This is a genomic window from Streptomyces erythrochromogenes, assembly GCF_036170895.1.
In the GTDB taxonomy this organism is placed as follows: Bacteria; Actinomycetota; Actinomycetes; order Streptomycetales; family Streptomycetaceae; genus Streptomyces; species Streptomyces erythrochromogenes.
The window spans coordinates 1,930,397-1,946,959 of the sequence record NZ_CP108036.1 but is presented as its reverse complement, the minus strand read 5'-3'; the positions used below and the strand labels follow the sequence as shown (position 1 = coordinate 1,946,959).

The following is a 16,563-nucleotide window of genomic DNA, read 5'->3' as shown; positions in this document are numbered from 1 at the left end:
GACCACTGACAGACGGCGACACGACGATGGAGGCAGAGGCAGTGGTGAAGGACTGGTGGCTGTACCACGGGACCGGTGAGGGCACGGACCGGCGCGCCCGCCTGGAATCCGGATCCCCGCCGCCCTGGCGGGACTTCACCGGCGTCCCCGACCCCGGTTACGCGCCCCCCGGGTGCGAGGGTCCGGCCTGGGAGCGCACCCGGCGGCGCGGCGAGGGCTACGTCCCCGACGAGCAGGAGAAGGACGTCGTCAACACGGCCCTGCACCTGCGCAGGCCGCTGCTGATCACCGGGAAGCCCGGTGTCGGGAAGTCCACCCTCGCCTACAGCATCGCCGCGGACCTGGACCTGGGGCCCGTACTGCACTGGCCCATCACCAGCCGGACCGTGCTCCGCGACGGCCTCTACCTGTACGACGCCATCGGCCGCCTCCAGGAGGCCGGCCTGGAGCAACTGCGCAGGCCCGCAGGCCCGGTGGGGCCAGCGGCGCCGGCCCTGGCAGCCGACGCGACCACCCCGGCGCCCGAACCCGAACCCGCTCCCGCGCCGTCGATCTCCCGCTACCTGCGCCTCGGGCCCCTCGGCACCGCCCTGCTGCCGCAGGACCGGCCCCGCGTCCTGCTCGTCGACGAGATCGACAAGAGCGACATCGACCTCCCCGGCGACCTCCTGACCGTCTTCGAGGACGGCGGCTTCGTCATCCCCGAACTGGCCCGCCTCGCCCAGGAGGACCCCGCCGTCGCCATCGGCACCGACGACGACCCGGACGCCGCCGTACGCATCGCACAAGGCCGCGTGCAGTGCCGGTACTTCCCCGTCGTCGTCCTCACCAGCAACGGCGAACGCGACTTCCCGCCCGCCTTCCTGCGCCGCTGCGTCCGCCTGCACCTGGAGCCGCCCGGCGAGGAGAAGCTCGCCCTCATCGTGCGCCGCCGGCTCGGCATCGACGTCGAGGCGGGCGGGGAGTACCAGGAGCTCGTCCGGGACTTCATCGACCGCGCCGGGGACGGAGACCTGGCCACCGACCAACTCCTCAACGCCATCCAGCTGCGCCTCGCCGGAGCCTGGTCCGCCCCCGGCGACCGCGACCGCTTCCTCAAGACCGTCATGCAGCACCTGACCGGGCCCACGGCGTGATCGAGGAACTGCTCGCCGCCCTCGCAGACGGCGCCGAGGACGCGGGCCCGCGTCCCGGCATCGGGGCGGAGGAGATCGCCGACATCCTGTGGCTGGCCGCCCGCGTGGATCCCGCCGGGCCCCGCGCGCCCGCGGTGACGCCCGGCGACTTCGCGGGCCTGCCGCCACCGGCCGCCGACCCGCCGGTCCCCGAGGCCGCGACGCTCCCCGGCGGCCCGGCCGGCGGCCGGCCCGGCGTGAAGATCTTCCCCGCCTCCGTACCCGACCCGGCCGGGAAACCGGCCGACGACGGCGCGGGCCGCCGGGGTTCCCCCGTACGGCTGCCCCGCGCCGCCTCCCTCGACGACCCGCTCGCCCTGATGCGCGCCCTGCGCCCCGTCGGCCGGCGCTCCATCGGCGGCCCCGGAGAGGAACTGGACGAGCAGCTCACCGTCGAGCGCAGCATCGAGCGGATGGTGCCGACCCCCGTCCTGCGGCCGGCCGAGAGCCGCTGGCTGGACCTGGCGCTGGTCGTCGACGCGCACCACTCGATGCTGCTCTGGGCGGACCTCGTGGACGAACTGCGCCGCGTGCTGACCCGCAGCGGGGTCTTCCGCGACGTACGCACCTGGCGGCTGACGGGCACCGGCTCCGGCGCCACCCCGATGCTCACCCGCGGCCGGTCCGGCGCCCCGCGCAACCCGCTGGAACTGGCCGACCCCGCCGGCCGCAGGCTGATCCTCGTACTCTCCGACACCGTGGCGGGCGGCTGGCGCGAGGCCTCCGTGCAGGGCGTGCTGCGGCACTGGTGCACGCACAACGCCGTGGCCGTGCTGAACGTCCTGCCCGAACGGCTCTGGACGCGCGGCGCCGTCCGGCCCGTCCCCTTCGCCGTCCGCGCGGACCGGCCCGCGGCCGCCACCCGATCCTGGCAGCGGGCGGCGACGGCCCGCCGCTCCCGCGCCGGCCGCCGGCGCCCACCCGACGTCGTCCCCGTGGTCGGCGTCGCCCCGGGCAGCCTGGCCAGGCTGGTGCGGGTCGTCTCCGGGGACGGCCGCTGGCGGCGCCTGGCCTGTCTGCGGCTGGACGCGGAGCCGGAGCCGGAGCCGGGGACGGCGCGGGTGCGCGAAGCCTCCTCGGCCGGTCCGCACAGCGCGCTGGAGGTGGTGGAGCGCTTCCGCGCGAGTGCCTCGCCGACCGCCCAGCAGCTCGCCGCACACCTGGCCGCCGTACCGCTGACCCTGCCGGTCATGAACCTGGTCCGGCGCTCCCTGCTGCGCGACTCGGAGCACGGCCACCTCGCGGAGGTCGCCCTCGGCGGGCTGTTCGCGCCCTGGGACCACGAACGGGACGCCGAGGAGGTGGAGTTCGCGTTCCTGCCGGGCGTCCGGGAGGCGCTGCTCGGCTCGCAGCTGCGCGGGGACGTGGCCGCCGTACGGGAACTGGTCCGCCGCCGCGTGTGGGAGTACATGTCCCGCAGCCGCGGCACCGGGCCGGACTTCTCCGCGACCCGCGTCACCGACGGGCGGGAGGGCCGCCGCGGCGTCGCCGAGGGAACCCTGCCCTTCGCCGCGCGGCCGCCGCAGGACCCCGGGCTCTCGGACCGGGTCGTACGGGTCCGCTACGACCCGATGCCCGAGCCGCAGGAGGTGGGCACCCTGCTGACGCCGCGCCTCGTCCTCACGGTCGGGGACGCGCCGCTGCCCTCCGGAGCGGCGGCATGGGTGCGGGCCGGCGACCGCGAGGTCGCCTGCCGCGCGGTCTGGGCGGACGACGCCCTGCCCCGGGTGTTCCTCCTGCTGGCCGACGAGGATCTGGTGGACCCTGCGCCCTGGTCGGAGGCGACGCCCTGGGCTCGGGCGGAACCCCAGGTGGTCCGGATCCGGGTCGACGGGGTCACGGACCAGGGCCGCCCCGTCGCGCTGACGGGCGAAGCGGTCCCGTACGAGGGCGACCGCAACGGCGAACTCGTCCGGCTCTCCCCGGAACCGGAGGGCTGGACCCACTTCCGCGGCGGCCCGGTCTCCCACGAGGGCGCCCTGCTCGGCGTCGTCCACGGCGTCTGGCCGGACCGCATGGTGTTCCTGTCGGGCCGGGCCCTGCTGGAACAGCCCGGCTTCCGGGCGGCGATGGCGGAGCACGGGCAGGTCCGCCGGGTGCCGAGCACCTTCGTGTGCCTGGCCGTGCAGCCCGGTGACGACGGCGCGTACCCGATCGGGAGCTCGCCCCACGCGGAGGCGGTGAGACTCCTGATGGGGCTCATCGCCGACACGGGCCTCACGGAGAGGCTGGCCGGCAGCGGGCCGGGAGCACCCCTCTTCCTGCTGCTGCAGGGGCCGGGAGCCCTCGGCAGGGCCGGCCGGCTGCTGACCGGGCTCCCCGGTGCCATGGCCCGGTCCGCCGACCGGACGGGGGACGGCGGCCCCCTCTCGCTCGACGTGGCGGTGGCCGCGGGGCCCATGGAACCGGTCCTGACGGACCTCGACCTCGACGGGCTGCCCACGTCGGAGGCCGCCCGGATCGTCCGCCATCCCGGGATGGCGGACCGCCCCCGGCTGCTCCCGGGGTTCCTCGCCGTCGCCCTGTCGCAGTCCGTGTACGAGGCGCTCGGCGAGAAGGTCGGTCCCACGGCGACGCGTGCGCTCGTACCGCTCGGCGGCGAGGCGGAGGGCTGGTTGTGCACCGACCCCGACGAAATCGGCGCGGCCCTGACGGAGGCCGACGCGTCGCAGGACGCCGGCATCGCATGGCCGGTGTGCGGCCGCCGTGCGGTGGAGGACGTCCGCGCCCCGTGCAGGGGGATCCGGCTGCCCGGCCACGACGTGTGCCTCGCCCATCTCGAGCCCGACGAGGAGCACGTGTACCTGGGGACCCTCGGGCCGGGATCCGCGGTGGACTTCAGGGGCACCACCTTCAAGGAGGGGCTGCTCCAGCGGCTTCTGGCCGCGCTGCGGGAATCGCGCGCGCAGCCCGTCACCCTGGGCGAGGCGGCCTTCGACCACGCCACCTTCGTGGACGACTGGAACGAGGGCGGCATCGAGTTCCTGGCCGGGGCCTCCTTCACCCGGGCCGTCTTCGCCGGGCGGGCCAGGCTCGGGGACTCCGCGTTCGCCGGACGGGTCTCCTTCTACGAGGCGGTGTTCCTGGGCGTCGGCGACTTCGACCGCAGCCGGTTCCACGGGGGAGCCGATTTCCGCCGTGCGCAGTTCCGCGGCCTGGCGGGCTTCTCGGACAGCGTCTTCCTGGACGAGGTGTCCTTCGACCGGGCGGTGATGGAGCTGTCGGCGGACCTGAACGGGATGCAGGTGGCCGGGAGCGCGGACTTCTCCCGCGCCGTGTTCTGCGGCCTGACCGGGCTGAGCGGGGCCCGCTTCGAGGCAGCCGTCTCCTTCGCCGCCACCACGTGGGAGCGGGGACTGGTGGCCACCGGCGCCGTCTTCGAGGGGCCGGCGGACTTCCGCCGGGCCAGGTTCCTCGGGCGGGTCCGCCTCGAACAGCTGAGCCTCCCGCAGGCCCCCGCGTTCGTCCTCGACGACCGGCACGGCCCCTGGGACACCCAGCGGCGCCCGGACGGCACCTGGGACATCCAACTGCGCGGCACCGGGACGCAGTGACCGGCGGGGGGCCGGCCGGTCAGGAGCTGCTGTGGGAGGGCTCCAGGCGGCGCGGGGGGCGGCCGTCCTGGGCGGGGAGGCTCGCCTCGATCTCGTCCAGGGCGCGCCGGGCCGTCGCGATGCGGTCCCGGACGTCCGTGTCGGGGCCCGCGGCCGGCGGCGGGCCCGGCTGCTTGCGATCGCGGTCGGCCGCGTCCTCGATCTCGCGTGCCTCGTCGAGGGAGTTGAGGACCACCCCGATGAGGACGTTGACCAGGACGAAGGAGGCGAGCAGCGCGTAGGAGGCGTAGTAGAGGATGCTGAGGCGGGAGATCTGCAGTCCCGCGCGGACGGCGTCGGTCAGGCCGTCCAGGGTGGTCAGCAGGAACAGCGTGAGCATCGCGCGGCCCACCGAGCCGTAGTGTCCGGGGTCCGACTCGGCGAAGCAGACCCAGCCGACCATGGCGTACACGTACAGGACCAGTCCGCCGACGAACAGGAAGCTGGCGGTGCCGGGCAGACTGCGGCCCACCGCGATCAGCAGGATGCGCAGGTGCGGAAGAAAGCGGGCCGTGCGCAGGACCCGGGCCAGCCGCAGCAGCCGCAGCAGAGTGGTGTTCTCGCGCACGAACGGGACGAAGGCGCAGGCGACGACCGCGAGGTCGAAGAGGTTCCACGGGTCGCGGAAGAATGCTTTCGGCCGGTCCGCGAAGGCGCCGATGCGCAGCAGCATCTCCAGGCTGAACAGGGCCAGGCAGCACTGCTCGGCGGTCCGCAGCAGCCGCTGGTACTCCGCGGCGAGCCCGCTGTACGTCTCGACACCCATCAGCGCGGCGTTGAGCAGGATCACGCAGAAGACGACCAACCCGAAGGCGGGGGCCTCGGTGGCCACCCGGCACCGGGCTGCCAGCTTCATCCGACGGCGTCCGGCCGGCCTGGGGTCTGTCATCGTGCTCCTCGTGCTCTCGCGTGCATCACGGGCGAACGGCGGCCCACCTTCCCTAACGCCCCACAGCCGATCGGGTTTCACCACAATGCGCACGCCAACGCGCCGACTCGGACGTGCCGACCGCCGAAACGGTCTCCGAGCCGGCGCCGGACGGCCCGCAGGTCACCCGAGCTGCCGCCGTACCAGGCCGTTCACCTCGGCCGCGTGCCGGCTCAGGTAGAAGTGGCCGCCGGTGAAGCGGTGCAGGGCGAAGGGGCCCTCGGTGTGGTCGGCCCAGCCCGCGGCCTCCTCGGCCGTCACCGCCGGGTCCGCGTCCCCGGTGAGGACCGTGATCGGGCAGGTCAGGGCGGGGCCCGGACGGTAGCGGTAGGTCTCGGCGGCCTTGTAGTCGCCGCGGATCGCCGGGAGCACCGACCGCAGCAGCTCGTCGTCGGCCAGGACCGCCGGGTCCGTGCCGCTCAGGGCCTTGATCTCGGCCAGCAGCTGCTCGTCGGGGGCGAGGTGGACGGTCTGGTTCTCGCGGTGGTGCGAGGGGGCCCGGCGGCCCGAGGCGAACAGGGCCACGGGATCCGGTTCCCCGGCCTCCCGCAGCCGCAGCGCCACCTCGAAGGCCAGGGACGCGCCCAGGCTGTGCCCGAACAGCGCCACCGGCCGGTCGCACCAGGGCAGCAGCTCCCGGGTGACCCGGTCCGCGAGCTCCATCAGGTCGTCGACGCACCGCTCGCCGCGGCGGTCCTGGCGGCCCGGGTACTGCACGGGCACCACGTCGGCGTGCGGGGACAGGGCCCGGGACATCGGGAAGTAGTAGCTCGCCGCGCCGCCCGCGTGCGGGAAGCAGAACAGCCGTACGGGGGCGTCGTCGGCGGGGTGGAAGCGCCGCAGCCAGGCGCCGGTCGCCGGCAGGGCCGGGGCGGCCGTGGTCGTAGGGGTCATCGTCGGTCGGTTTCCTTTCGGTGGGGTCCCACCCCGCTCAGGGGGCGGTCCAGGAGCCCGGCGGCCGCCAGCCGTGCGCCGGACGCCACAGGGCCCGGGGCGGGGGAGCGGCGGCCCGGCCGGAGCGGTCGTCCGGCTGCCGGGCGAGGGAGAGCAGCGCGAGGAGGACGGCCGCCAGTTCCGTGCTGTCGGGGGCGCCGCGCACGATCCTCAGGGGTGGTTCGGTCCGCTCGTCCATCAGAACGGCGGGTTGCCGTGCTTGCGTTCGGGCAGCGCCACGTGCTTGGCCCGCAGCACGTCCAGCGCGTCCACCAGCACCTGCCGGGTCCCGGCCGGGTCGATGACGTCGTCCACCAGGCCGCGCTCGGCGGCGTAGTAGGGGTGCATGAGTTCCTGGCGGTACTGCTTGACGCGCAGCGCCCGCGCCGCCTCCGGGTCGGCCGAGGCGGAGATCTCCCGGCGGAAGACCACGTTCGCCGCACCCTCGGCGCCCATGACGGCGATCTCGTTGGTGGGCCACGCGAAGGACAGGTCCGCGCCGATCGAGCGGGAGTCCATCACGATGTAGGCGCCGCCGTACGCCTTGCGCAGGATCACCTGCACCCGCGGCACGGTCGCCGCGCAGTACGCGTACAGGAGTTTCGCGCCGTGCCGGATGACACCGTTGTGCTCCTGGCCGCTGCCCGGAAGGAAGCCCGGCACGTCCACCAGAGTCACCAGCGGGATGCTGAAGGCGTCGCAGGTCTGCACGAACCGGGCCGCCTTCTCCGAGGCGTTGATGTCCAGCACCCCGGCGAGCGAGGCGGGCTGGTTCGCGACGACGCCCACCACGTGGCCGTCCAGCCGGGCCAGCCCACAGATGATGTTGGTCGCCCAGTGGGCGTGGACCTCGAACAGGTCGCCGTCGTCGACGATCTCCTCGATCACGGCGCGCATGTCGTACGAGCGGGCCGGGTCGGCGGGCACCAGCTCGGACAGCGCCGCGGTGCGCCGGTGGGCCGGGTCGGAGGGGACGACCGCGGGCGGCAGCTCGCGGTTGTTGGCCGGCAGGAGCGACAGCAGGTGCCGCACCTCTTCGAGGCACTCCTCCTCGGTGTCGTACAGGAAGGCACTCGCACCGGACACCGAGGAGTGGACCTGCGCGCCGCCGAGGTCGTCGTGGCTGATCCGCTCGCCCGTCACCGCCTGCACCACGTCGGGGCCGGTGATGTACATCTGCGCGATGTCGCGCACCATGAACACGTAGTCCGTCAGGGCGGGGGAGTACGCCGCCCCGCCGGCGCACGGCCCGAGCATCACGCTGATCTGCGGGATCACCCCGGACGCCGCCACGTTGCGGCGGAAGATGCCGCCGTAGCCGGCGAGCGCGGTGACCCCTTCCTGGATCCGGGCGCCCGCGCCGTCGCTGAGCGACACCAGCGGGGCGCCCGCGGCCAGCGCCAGGTCCATCACCTTGTGGATCTTCTGCGCGTGCGCCTCGCCGAGCGAACCGCCGAAGATCCGGAAGTCGTGCGCGTACACGAACACCCGGCGGCCGTCGACCTTGCCCCAGCCGGTCACCACACCGTCGGTGTGCGGCCTGCGGTCCTCCAGGCCGAAGCCCGTCGCCCGGTGCCGGCGCAGCTGCTCGATCTCGCGGAAGGTACCCGGATCGAAGAGCAGGTCCAGCCGCTCGCGCACCGTCAGCTTGCCGCGGGCGTGCTGCGCCTCGGAGGCGCCGGGCGACGGGCCCAGCTCGACGGACTCCTTGATCGCTCCTAGTTCGGCCACTCGGACACCGACATCGCCAACTGTCATGCTCCACCCGTTTCCTCGGCCGTCGGGGCGCGCCCACGGCGGCCCTGGACAGTGCCTGCCATTGAAGGCACCGGCGGCGGGCGCGGAGAACAGCGACCACCCCCCTGACCGGGATAGGGGTCGCGGCCCGCGCGCCCCGCCCGCCGCACGGCCGGACGGGCGCAAGCGCCCCTTAAGGCGGCGCACGCATGATCCGGGGAATCGAGGTCCGCCACTCCACGGGCCCGCAGACCCGAGGGGACGCCGCGGATGTCAGAGCCACGCTTCGCCACCTTCACCGAACTCCTCCGGGCCAGGGCGGCCGAACTCGCCGACGAGGACGTCCACGTCTTCCTCCGCGAGACGGCCGGCGGGGTGGAGGCCGAGCACCTCACCTACGGGCGACTGGACCGCGAGGCGAGACGGATCGCCGCCGTCCTCCAGGAGTACGACGTCGCCGGCCGGCCCGTGCTGCTCGTCTACTCCTCCACCGTCGAGTTCCTCAAGGCATTCGCCGGCTGCCTCTACGCCGGAGCCGTCGCCGTACCCGTACCGCTGCCGGGCGAGGCCGGCCGGGACAAGCGCCTGAGCCGCACCACCGCGGTGCTGGGGGACACCGGCGCGACCCTCGTGCTGACCGAGACGGCCGCCGCCCCCGAGGTCGCGCTGTGGCTCGCCCGCAACTCCCGGCCCGACGCGGCATGCCTGGTCAGCGACGCGCCCGGGGTGGGCGACGCCGACGCCTGGCAGCCCGTCACCGCCCGCCCCGACGACCTGGCGTTCCTCCAGTACACCTCGGGCTCCGTCTGCGAACCGCGCGGGGTGACCGTCTCGCACCGCAACCTCCTCGCCAACCAGGCCGCCCTGCAGAAGGTGCTGCGGACCACCCGCGAGGACCGCTTCGGCAGCTGGCTGCCCTACTTCCACGACATGGGCCTGGTCGCCCACCTGCTGCACCCGGTCTGGCTCGGCACCCACTGCGTCCAGATCACCCCGCTGTCCTTCGTCAAACACCCGCTGCGCTGGCTCCAGGCCGTCGACCGCTACGGCGTCACCGTGGGCGGCGGCCCCAACTTCAGCTACGACCTGTGCACACGCCGGGTCAAGGACGAACAGATCGCCGCACTGGACCTGTCCCGCTGGCGCCTGGCCCTCAACGGCGCCGAACCCGTACGCCCCGAGAGCCTCGACGAGTTCGCCCGGCGCTTCGCCCCCGCCGGCTTCCGGCCCGAGGCCCTCTACCCCTGCTACGGACTGGCGGAGGCCACCCTGGTCGTCTCCGGCGGCGTCCCCGGCACCCCGCACGTCCGCAAGGACTTCGACAGGACCGCCCTGGAAGACGACCGGGTGCTCCGCGCGGCGGCGGGCGGGCGCGTCCGGACCCTGGTCGGCTGCGGCACCCCGGTCGACGTGGAGGTCCGCATCGTCGACCCGCTGACCCACCACGAACTCCCGGCCGGCACCGTCGGCGAGATCTGGCTGCGCGGCCACAGCGTGGCCCGCGGCTACTGGCGCCGCCCCACCGAGACCGCCCGCACCTTCCGCGCCGGCCTCAACGACGAGGAGGGCAACTTCCTGCGCACGGGCGACCTGGGCATGCTGGAGGACGGCGAACTGTTCGTCACCGGGCGGCTCAAGGAAGTCGTCATCGTCAACGGCCGCAACGTCTACCCCCAGGACGTCGAATGGGCCGCGCGCACGGTCAGCCCCGCGCTGACCTTCGGCGCCGGCGCCGCGTTCTCCGTGGACGCCGGGGGCGAACAGCTCGTCCTCGTCCAGGAGGTCCGCGGCGCGGGCGGCGCCGAGCTGCGGACGGTCGCCCAGCGGATCCAGGCCCTGATCGGCAAGGAGTTCGAGATCCCCGCCGGCAACGTGCTCCTCGTACGCCCCGGCACCGTACGCCGCACCAGCAGCGGCAAGGTCCAGCGCACCCTCATGCGGGCGCTGTTCCTCGACGGCGTGCTCCGCGGCGACCACGAGGTGCTGACCCCGGACGTACGGGCGCTGGCACGGCCGGAGGACGTGCTGTTCGGCGAGGACCTGCTGCGTCCGGAAGGAGCCGACGGAGGAAGACGGTGGTGACCTCGCTCCTCGGCGACCGGGCGGCCGCGCAGCCGCGCGAGGACGCAGTCCGCGCCCGGGTGGCCGAGCTGGAGGCACGGTTCGGCGACCCCACCGATCCGGACAACCCGGTCGGCTACACCGCCCTGCTGGAGGCCGACCGGGCCGCGGTGCCCTTCGCCGCGGGCGAGGCGCTGCTCGACGACTTCCGGATCGCCGAGGAGTACGTGCCGCGCGCCCTCGGCGGCCGGCTGGACGGGATGGACACCCTGGTCAGGATCATGCGCCCGGTCTTCCGCCGGGACGTGGGACTGGCCATGGGCCACGGCATGACCACCTTCATGGCGGCCTCCGACGTCTGGGCCGCCGGCAGCTCCCGGCAGCGCCACTGGCTCGCCGGGCTGCTGCGCGCCGGCGGCAAGGCCGCCATCGCCCAGCACGAGACCGCCCACAGCAACGACTTCGTGCGCAGCCAGGTCACCGCCCGCCGCAGCGGCGGCGGCTACCTGATCAGCGGCGGCAAGCCGATGGTCAACAACCTGGAACGGGCCGGGGCACTGGTCCTGTTCTGCCGCACCGATCCCGCCCCGGGCAGCGGCAGCCACTCGGTGCTCCTGTTGGAGCCCGGACAGCTCACCGGCGCACGGGCGGCCGTGACGGCCCGCCGGACCCCGGTCGGGCTGCGCGGCTGCCGGTTCGCCGGGGTGGAGTTCGACGACTGTCCGGTGCCCGGATCGGCCCTGCTGGGCCCCGAGGGCAGCGGGATCCGGACCGCCCTGCGGTCGTTCCAGATCAGCCGTACCGTGATCGCCGCGACGGCCGTCGCGGCCCTCGACACCAGCCTGCGCACCGCCGTCCGCTTCGACCGGGAGCGCTCCGGCGGATGGCAGGCCGGCGGGGGCGGCCGCGACGGCGGCCGTACCGGGGCGGCCCTCACCAACGCCTTCGTCAACCTGCTGCTCTACGACGCCCTCGCCGTCGTCGCCACCCGCGCCCTGCACCTGCTGCCCGCCGAGACCAGCGTCTACTCGGCGGCGCTCAAGTACCTGCTGCCCCGCGTGCTGACCGAGACCATGTACGACCTGTCCATCGTGCTGGGCTCGGGCTTCTACACCCGCGAGGGCACCCTGGGCATCTTCCAGAAACACCTCAGGGACGTGCCGGTGCTCAGCCTCGGCCACGCCGGGACCGTCGCCTGCCAGGCCACGGTCATCCCGCAGATGCCGCGTCTGGCACGGTCGTCCTGGTTCGTCGAGGACGAGGCGCCCGCCGGCCTGTTCCGGCTGCACGGCGACCTGCCGCCGCTGCGGACCGAACGGCTCAGCCTCGCGTGCGGGCGGGACTCGCTCAGCGCGACCATGCTCGCGGTCAGCGCGGGCATCGACGGCGACGGCCCCGTCGAGCGGACCCTGCGCACGCTCGCCCACCAGCTCGTCGGGGAGTTCCGCGACGTACGCGGCCGGGTGCTGGCGCTGGAGGCGGCCGGTGCGCAGGCCACCGCCCGGCCCGCGAAGTTCGCCCTCATGGACCGGTACGCGCTGCTGCTCGCCGCCGCCGCCGTGCTCGGCCTGTGGGACCAGGCCCGCCACGGCCCCGACCCGTTCCTCGCCGACCCGTCCTGGGCGGCCGCCGCACTGCACCGCATCGCCCGCCGGCTGGGCACGCGCGTCGCCGACCTGCCGGCGGAGTGCGAGACCCGGATCCGGCACGAGGTCCAGCTCCGCTTCAGCACCCAGACCAGCTACGACCTCTACTCCACTCCCATTCCCGGCTGACCGGCAGCCCCGGCCGGCCGGCGGATGCGCCGTACGCACTGAAGGAGCCCCACGATGACCGTTCACACCGGCCGGCCCGCCACCGCCGACGGCGTCCTGCCGCACGAGTGGCTGTACGCCCGGCTCTCGCTGTACCTGCGGCGCGCTCCCGAGACGATCGACCCGACCGTGCCCTTCGCCGAGTACGGCATGGACTCGGTGGCGGCGCTGAGCCTGTGCGGCGACCTCGAGGACGAGTTCGGCCTGGAGGTGGAACCGACGCTGCTCTGGGACCACCCCACCGTGGAGAGCCTCGTCGGCCACCTGTCGTCGGTGCTCCCCGCCGCCCCGGCCCACGCGCGGGACCGGCACTGATGGGGGACGTCGCCATCGTCGGGATCGACTGCACGTTCCCCGGGGCGGCGGGCGTGCAGGCGTACTGGGACCTCCTCATGCGCGGCGGAGCCGGCATCGCGCCGGTCCCCGCGCAGCGCTGGGAGGCCCGGGACTTCCCCGCCGTCAGCGGCAGCGGCGGTTTCATCGACGACGCCGATGTCTTCGACAGCGACTTCTTCTCGGTCACCCCCCGCGAGGCCGCCGCCATGGACCCGCACCACCGGCTGCTGCTGCCCTGCGCCTGGCGGGCCCTGGAGGACGCAGGCCGGGCCCCCGGCGACCTCGCGGGCACCGAGACCGGGGTGTTCGTCGGGGTGATGGGCGGTGAGTGGGGCCGCCTCACGATGAGCGACCTCGCACGCGTCACCCCCCTGCTCGGCTCCGGCAGCAGCGCCGGCATGGCGGCCAACCGGATCTCCTACCACTTCAACTTCACCGGGCCGAGCCTCGCCGTCGACACGGCCTGCTCGTCCTCGCTGGTCGCCGTCCACCTCGCGGCGGGCTCCCTGCTGACCGGGGAGTGCGACACCGCCCTGGCCGGCGGGGTCAACATCGTGCTCTCGCCCTCGCTGGGCATGGTCTACGGGCAGCTCGGCCTGGCCGCCGCCGACGGGCGCTGCAAGCCCTTCAGCGCGGACGCCGACGGGATCGGCCGCAGCGACGGAGTGGGCCTGGTCGTGCTGCGCCGGCTGGCGGACGCCCTCGCGGACGGCCAGCGGATCTACGCCGTGCTGCGCGGCAGCGCCGTCAACCAGGACGGCCGCAGCAACGGCGTGATCGCCCCCAACCGCTGGTCGCAGCAGCGGGTGCTGGACTCCGCGTACCGGCGCGCCGGGGTCGCCCCCGACCGGGTCGCGTTCGTGGAGGCGCACGGCACCGGGACCGTGCTGGGCGACGCCATCGAGTGCGCGGCGCTCGGCGCGGTGCACGGCGTCCCGCGAGAGACCCCGTGCGCGATCGGCTCCGTCAAGGGCAACCTCGGCCACACCGAAGGCGCGGCGGGCATCGCCGGCCTCATCAAGACCGCCCTCGCCCTGCACCACCGCATCGTCCCCGCCAGCCTCTTCGCCGACCGGGAGAACCCGCAGCTGAGGCTCGGCGAGCGCGGCCTGCGGCTGCTGAAGTCGCCGCTGCGGCTGCCGCGCGGGGAGAGCCTCGCCGGCGTCAGCAGCTTCGGCATGGGGGGAACGAACGCCCACGCGGTCCTCGGCTCGGCGCCGCGTACCCCGCGCAGCGGCGTCGCCGGCGGGGCCCGTACGCGCGGCGCCGGCGACGCGGTCGGCGTCTTCACCGTCAGCGCCGACACCCCCGAGGCCCTGCGCCGCAACCTCGCCGCCCAGGCCGATGCGGTGGCCGGGCGGCCGCGCGGCGGCGCGGCCGCCCTGTGCCGCAGCAGCAACCTCGTCAAGACCGGGCTGCCGCACCGCTTCGCGGCCCCCGTCCGCGACACCGGCGAACTCGTCGGCGCCCTGCGCCGGGCGGCAGCGCTCCAGGACACCACCGCCGGCGGCGGCCGTCCGTGGGGCAGGCCCGTCACCGCCTTCCTCTTCACCGGCCAGGGCAGCGAGTTCCCCGGCATGACGGCCGGGCTGCACCGCGACTCCCCGCTCTACCGCCGGCACCTCGCCGAGGCCGACGAGGCGCTCGCCCCGCACCTCGGTGCGTCGGTGCGCGACCTCCTCCTCGGCGGCGACGAGCGGGTGCACCGGCCGCGGTTCGCGCAGCCCGCCCTGTTCGCCGTCGGATACGCCCTGGCCCGTACGCTCACCTCGCTCGGCGTCACCCCGGCCGCCGTCCTCGGCCACAGCCTCGGCGAGTACGGCGCCGCCGTCACCGCGGGCGCCCTCGGCCTGCAGGAGGCGGCCCGGCTCGTCGTCCGGCGCGGCGCCCTGACGGACGGACTCCCCGCAGGCGGCGGCATGATCGCCACGAGCGCCGGCCCCGAGGAGCTCGCCGGCCTCCTGGCGGCCGAGCCGGGCACGGTGGTGGCGGCGCTGAACGGCCCCGCCGACACCGTGGTCTCCGGCCCCCTGGACGCACTGGACCGGATCACGCGGCAGCTCACCGGCCGCGGGACCAGGGTCAGGCCGCTGCCCGTCTCCCACGCCTTCCACTCGCCCCTGATGGCCCCGGCCGCCGCGGGACTGCGCACCGAGACGGTGCGGTGCGCACCGCCCGCCGTGCCGCTGGCCTCGACCCGGCACGGCCGGGTGCTGCGCCACGAGCCCATGGACGCCGGCTACTGGGCCGGCCAGATCGAGGAGCCGGTCCTCATGGACAGCGCGCTGGGGGCGCTCGTCGCCGACGTCGCCCCCACCCATCTGATCGAGATCGGCCCCCGCGGCCTGCTCCTGCAGATCGCCGCCCGCGGCGGGCGCGCGCCCGGCGTGGAGTACCTGCACCCGTCCCCTGGCCCCGGGGCCACCGGCCTGGAGCTCGCCGAGGCCCTCGCGGCCCTGTACCGCGGCGGGCTCGACCCGCGGTGGGAGGAGCTGTACGCCCCAGAGCACCGCAGTGCCGAGACCCTGGCCCCGTACGTCTTCTCCTCGGCGCGGCGCTCCTGGGACCGGGAGTCCTTCGTACCCGCGGTCCGGCCGGCCGCCGCGCCCGTCACCGCTTTCACCGGCTTCACGGCCGCACGGCCGGAGCCGTCCCGCGGGGCCGCCGGGGCGGACGGCCCCGACGCCGACGACCCGGTGCTGCACGCGGTGGTGCGGGCCGTCGCCGAGGTCGGCGGCTACCCGCCGGAGCGCGTCGTGCCCGAGGCCCGCTTCTACGAGGACCTCGGCTTCGACTCCGTGATGATCATGCAGCTCAAGAACCAGGTGGAGGCCCGGCTGCCACGGCTCGGTGAGGTGTCCGTGCAGCAGATGCTGCCCGCGCTGCGGTCCGTCGGAGCGCTGGCCGAGTTCCTGGGGGACGTGGCCATGGCGAGGTCGTCGTGACGCGGGGACCGCACGCGGCGGACCGCGCCGCCGTGTACCTCGCCTCGACCGGAACGGCGCTGCCCGGCGACCCGGTGGACAACGCCGCGCTCGGCAGGCTGCTCGGCGTCAGCGAGGAGTGGATCGACATCTTCGTCGGCACGCGGACCCGGCACTTCGGCTGGGACCCGGTCACCGGCGAGGTCCGCGGCTCGCTCGCCGACCTGTGCGCCGAGGCCGGGGCCCGGGCCATGGACGCCGCCGGACTCGGCCCCGCCGACGTCGAGTTCGTGGTGCTGGCCACCGCGACCCCCGACACGCTCCTGCCGACCACCGCGAGCGAGGTGGCCGACCGGCTCGGCCTCGACCACCTGCCGGTCTACCAGATCCAGGCCGGCTGCTCCGGCGCCGTGCAGGCCCTCGACCTCGGCCGCACCCTGGTCCTCGGCGGTCGGCGGGCCGGCCTGGTCCTCGGCGGGGACGTCACCCACCGCTTCCTCTCGCCCCGGCGGGACACCGCCCGGATGCCCACCGAGGAACTGGTCAACCACGTCCTGTTCGGCGACGGGGCGGGAGCCGCCGTCCTCACGGACGAACCCGAGGGCGAGCGGATCGCCCTGCGGTCGGTGCTCAACTCCTGGACCGGGCGGGGCCGTCCGCCCGGCCAGCTCCTCGACTGGTACGGCACCACCGACCGGGACTCGCAGCGGCGGATGCTGGCCGAGGACTACAAGGCGATCGAGGAGCACGTCCCCGCCATCTCCGTGGAGATCCTCTGGGAGCTGCTCGGCGGGCTCGGGTGGGGCCTCGACGACATCGCCTTCCTGCTGCCGCCGCAGCTGTCCGAGCGGATGACCGCCCGCATCGTCGAGCGGCTCCCGGCCGGGCCCGCCCGGGAGGTCTCCTGCGTCGCCGAGACCGGCAACACGGGCAACGCCCTCCCCTTCCTGCAAGTCGACCGACTGCTCCCGCAGTTCGCCACCGGGGACCGGGCGCTCGCCCTGTGCGTGGAGTCCAGCAGGTGGATCAGAGCCGGGTTCGCCCTGGAGAAGGTGTGAGGCA

General features: G+C 74.9%; 11 protein-coding genes. 7 read left to right on the top strand and 4 right to left on the bottom strand.

Annotated features, from left to right (window positions below):
- Window positions 1-26: 26 nt before the first annotated feature.
- Together OHA91_RS08990 and OHA91_RS08985 are read left to right on the top strand one after the other, a co-directional pair.
- Window positions 27-1,136 carry an AAA family ATPase gene (locus OHA91_RS08990; protein ID WP_051893231.1) on the top strand — a complete coding sequence of 370 codons (1,110 nt, stop codon included), beginning with the start codon at window positions 27-29 and terminating at the stop codon, window positions 1,134-1,136.
- On the top strand, window positions 1,133-4,729 hold the full coding sequence (locus OHA91_RS08985; RefSeq protein WP_328738997.1) for an SAV_2336 N-terminal domain-related protein: 3,597 nt from the start codon (window positions 1,133-1,135) through the stop codon (window positions 4,727-4,729). Before OHA91_RS08990 ends, OHA91_RS08985 begins: the two co-directional genes overlap by 4 nt.
- Window positions 4,730-4,748: 19 nt before the next feature.
- Here the strand turns inward: OHA91_RS08985 and OHA91_RS08980 are convergent, their stop codons facing one another.
- The 4 genes from OHA91_RS08980 to OHA91_RS08965 all read right to left on the bottom strand — a co-directional run bounded on the left by OHA91_RS08980 (window position 4,749) and on the right by OHA91_RS08965 (window position 8,387).
- Window positions 4,749-5,657, bottom strand: a complete 909-nt coding sequence (locus tag OHA91_RS08980) for an ion transporter (RefSeq protein WP_328738996.1) — start codon at window positions 5,655-5,657, stop codon at window positions 4,749-4,751.
- A 162-nt stretch (window positions 5,658-5,819) separates the two neighbouring features.
- Window positions 5,820-6,590, bottom strand: coding sequence for a thioesterase II family protein (locus tag OHA91_RS08975; protein ID WP_266493074.1), 771 nt, complete (start codon window positions 6,588-6,590; stop codon window positions 5,820-5,822).
- A 37-nt stretch (window positions 6,591-6,627) separates the two neighbouring features.
- A complete protein-coding gene (locus OHA91_RS08970; RefSeq protein ID WP_266493076.1) occupies window positions 6,628-6,828 on the bottom strand; it encodes an acyl-CoA carboxylase epsilon subunit in 201 nt (66 codons plus the stop codon).
- The gene (locus OHA91_RS08965) at window positions 6,828-8,387 is read right to left on the bottom strand and encodes an acyl-CoA carboxylase subunit beta (RefSeq protein ID WP_328738995.1); all 1,560 of its coding nucleotides are present in this window, start codon (window positions 8,385-8,387) and stop codon (window positions 6,828-6,830) included. The genes OHA91_RS08970 and OHA91_RS08965 overlap by 1 nt, the downstream gene beginning before the upstream one ends.
- Window positions 8,388-8,636: 249 nt before the next feature.
- On the opposite strand from OHA91_RS08965, the gene OHA91_RS08960 reads away from it, so the two are divergent.
- Genes OHA91_RS08960 through OHA91_RS08940 form a run of 5 tightly spaced genes read left to right on the top strand, consistent with a single transcriptional unit; the run spans window position 8,637 to window position 16,559 of the window.
- Window positions 8,637-10,448, top strand: a complete 1,812-nt coding sequence (locus OHA91_RS08960) for a fatty acyl-AMP ligase (protein ID WP_328738994.1) — start codon at window positions 8,637-8,639, stop codon at window positions 10,446-10,448.
- Complete coding sequence (locus OHA91_RS08955) at window positions 10,442-12,202, top strand: acyl-CoA dehydrogenase (RefSeq protein ID WP_266493083.1); 1,761 nt, start codon at window positions 10,442-10,444, stop codon at window positions 12,200-12,202. The genes OHA91_RS08960 and OHA91_RS08955 overlap by 7 nt, the downstream gene beginning before the upstream one ends.
- Before the next feature lie 54 nt (window positions 12,203-12,256).
- Entirely contained in the window at window positions 12,257-12,556 is a 300-nt protein-coding gene (locus tag OHA91_RS08950; protein ID WP_031152048.1) for an acyl carrier protein, read from the top strand.
- Window positions 12,556-15,522: a type I polyketide synthase gene (locus tag OHA91_RS08945; protein ID WP_328738993.1), complete on the top strand. Its 2,967-nt coding sequence runs from the start codon at window positions 12,556-12,558 to the stop codon at window positions 15,520-15,522. The genes OHA91_RS08950 and OHA91_RS08945 overlap by 1 nt, the downstream gene beginning before the upstream one ends.
- Complete coding sequence (locus OHA91_RS08940) at window positions 15,519-16,559, top strand: 3-oxoacyl-ACP synthase III family protein (protein WP_051893234.1); 1,041 nt, start codon at window positions 15,519-15,521, stop codon at window positions 16,557-16,559. Before OHA91_RS08945 ends, OHA91_RS08940 begins: the two co-directional genes overlap by 4 nt.
- Window positions 16,560-16,563: the final 4 nt, after the last annotated feature.